At 64.0% G+C, this 1,883-nt stretch carries 3 protein-coding genes; 1 reads left to right on the forward strand and 2 read right to left on the reverse strand.

Annotation, left to right across the window (positions count from 1 at the left end; all coding sequences use genetic code 11):
- The coding region (locus BGN95_RS12955; protein WP_286772847.1) for a hypothetical protein at nucleotides 1–272 on the reverse strand (272 nt) is incomplete at its 3' end.
- Nucleotides 273–551: 279 nt separating this feature from the next.
- On the opposite strand from BGN95_RS12955, the gene BGN95_RS12960 reads away from it, so the two are divergent.
- Nucleotides 552–1,703 (forward strand): right-handed parallel beta-helix repeat-containing protein, encoded by a 1,152-nt coding sequence (locus tag BGN95_RS12960; RefSeq protein ID WP_286772848.1) that lies wholly within the window; start codon nucleotides 552–554, stop codon nucleotides 1,701–1,703.
- On the opposite strand, the gene BGN95_RS12965 is transcribed toward BGN95_RS12960, so the two are convergent.
- A partial coding sequence (locus BGN95_RS12965) for a PEPxxWA-CTERM sorting domain-containing protein (protein WP_286772849.1) occupies nucleotides 1,685–1,883 on the reverse strand: 199 nt, incomplete at its 5' end. The genes BGN95_RS12960 and BGN95_RS12965 overlap by 19 nt on opposite strands.

Here is a 1,883-nt window from a genome sequence, read left to right on the forward strand (position 1 = left end):
GCGCCGACGCTCACCGCCGGCCGGTCGTCGCGCCGCGGCACGATCGCGATCCGCGCGGGATCGACGCCGACGCGCCGGCTCGCGGCATCGACCACCGAACGGTCGGGCGCCAGATCGAAATCGTCGAGGATGATCCGCGCGCGCGCGCCCGTGGCGGCGACGAGGCGCAGATAGAGATCCAGCCCGGTCAGCACCCCGCCGAACGCGGCGGACGGGGCGATGCTGGGGATGACCAGATTGAGCCGCGGCGAATCGTCCGTATCGCGTGACACGCTATAACCGTGCAGCGTCCGTTCCTCTTGCGGTGGATTGCTCAGCAATCCGCGCGCCGCAGCCACCACCCGATGAAGCGACCTCGGCGTGTGCCGCTTGAACCTTTCGCGCAGGATACCCATCACTCATTCTTAGCCGGTGATTCATCGTGTGACACCCTCAGCGTGTCTGATCGGACACACAGCCGGGCAAAAACCGCATTATCCGCACCAGATTAACGGGGCCGCAAACGGATGATGCGATTGGCGATGCACCGGGTTAGATGAGGAGCACGGAACATGAGGTCCCGTTTAAATACGCTTGCCTTTTGCTGCCTCTTTCCGGCGATGCTCGCCGGTGGCGGCGCGGCAGTCGGCACAACCACGACGACGACCACCACGATGGTCAACGCTTCCACCGGCGCAGACGTCAGCGCCGCCGAATGGAAAGCGCTGGTCACCGCCGCCACACCCGGCACGACGATCTATCTCGGCACGCGCCATGTGATCTTCACGCGGATTCGCGGCGTCCACGATATCACGATCAAAGGCGGCGAATTCGGCCCGATCACGCTCGATCAGTGGCAGAATGTCACCTTCGACAGCACGCGTTTCAACGCGCGGACGAGCGAACGGACCACCGGCCCCTATATCGACGCCTATACGCCGCAGGGGCTGACGTTCCGCAACACCACCTTCATCGGCTGGGTCAACAGCACCACCGGGGCGCTCGCCGGCTATTCGCTCAACATCCGCGGCGGCAGCAACGTTTCGGTGCTCGGATCGACCTTCCGCGACATGGCCAATTTCATGACGTTCATCCGCACGACGAACGTCAATGTGCTCGACAATGATTTCACCAATATCCGCGAGGGCGTACGGCTCGTCGGAACGACCAACGGGTTCATCCTGCGCAACCGGATCGGGCCGTTCAAGCCGGCGACCGGCGATCACGCCGACTGCGTGCAGTTCTTCACCGCCGGCCTGACGCTGGCGACCGACCACGCCGCCTATAATTCGACCGTCACCGACAATCTCATGCTGTCATCGGGCGCGGGGCGGTCGCAGGGTATCTTCGTCCGCGACGAAGCGAATTTGTGGCAATCGGGGCGCGGCTATAACGGTTTGACGATCATCAACAATTTGCTGATCGGCACCGGCTGGCACGGCATCGCGCTCGGCGCTGGCGCCACCAATGTGACGATCACCAACAATCGCCTGTGGCTACGCGTCGGCGGCGACACGGTGACGGACAATTGGGTGAAGCTGGACAGCGATACCGCAACCTCGCTGACGACCAATCAGGCCGGCAGCTTCCTGCTGACGGGCAAATATCAGACCAGCGGCAACATCATCAACAAGACCCCGCCGAGCCTCACGCAGATCAATTCGCTCGTCAATGCCTGGCAGACGACGTTCCGACCGGGGAAAAGCTATCCGCCGGTAACCTGAACGCGGGATGCGGGGCCACGCCACCGCAGCATCCCGCCGACCAGCCCGAAGCCGAGGATCAGGTAAAGCCAGGTCCCCGGCTCGGGAACGTCGGATCCCAGGAGAAGGTCGATCAGCGTCCGCTGGCGCGGCTGCGCAGCCGCCGCGGGTCCGCCGATCTCGGTCGCGGGCAACCGGAAA

Source organism: Sphingomonas sp. 66-10, from assembly GCF_001897045.1.
GTDB classification, from domain to species: Bacteria; Pseudomonadota; Alphaproteobacteria; order Sphingomonadales; family Sphingomonadaceae; genus Sphingomonas; species Sphingomonas lycopersici.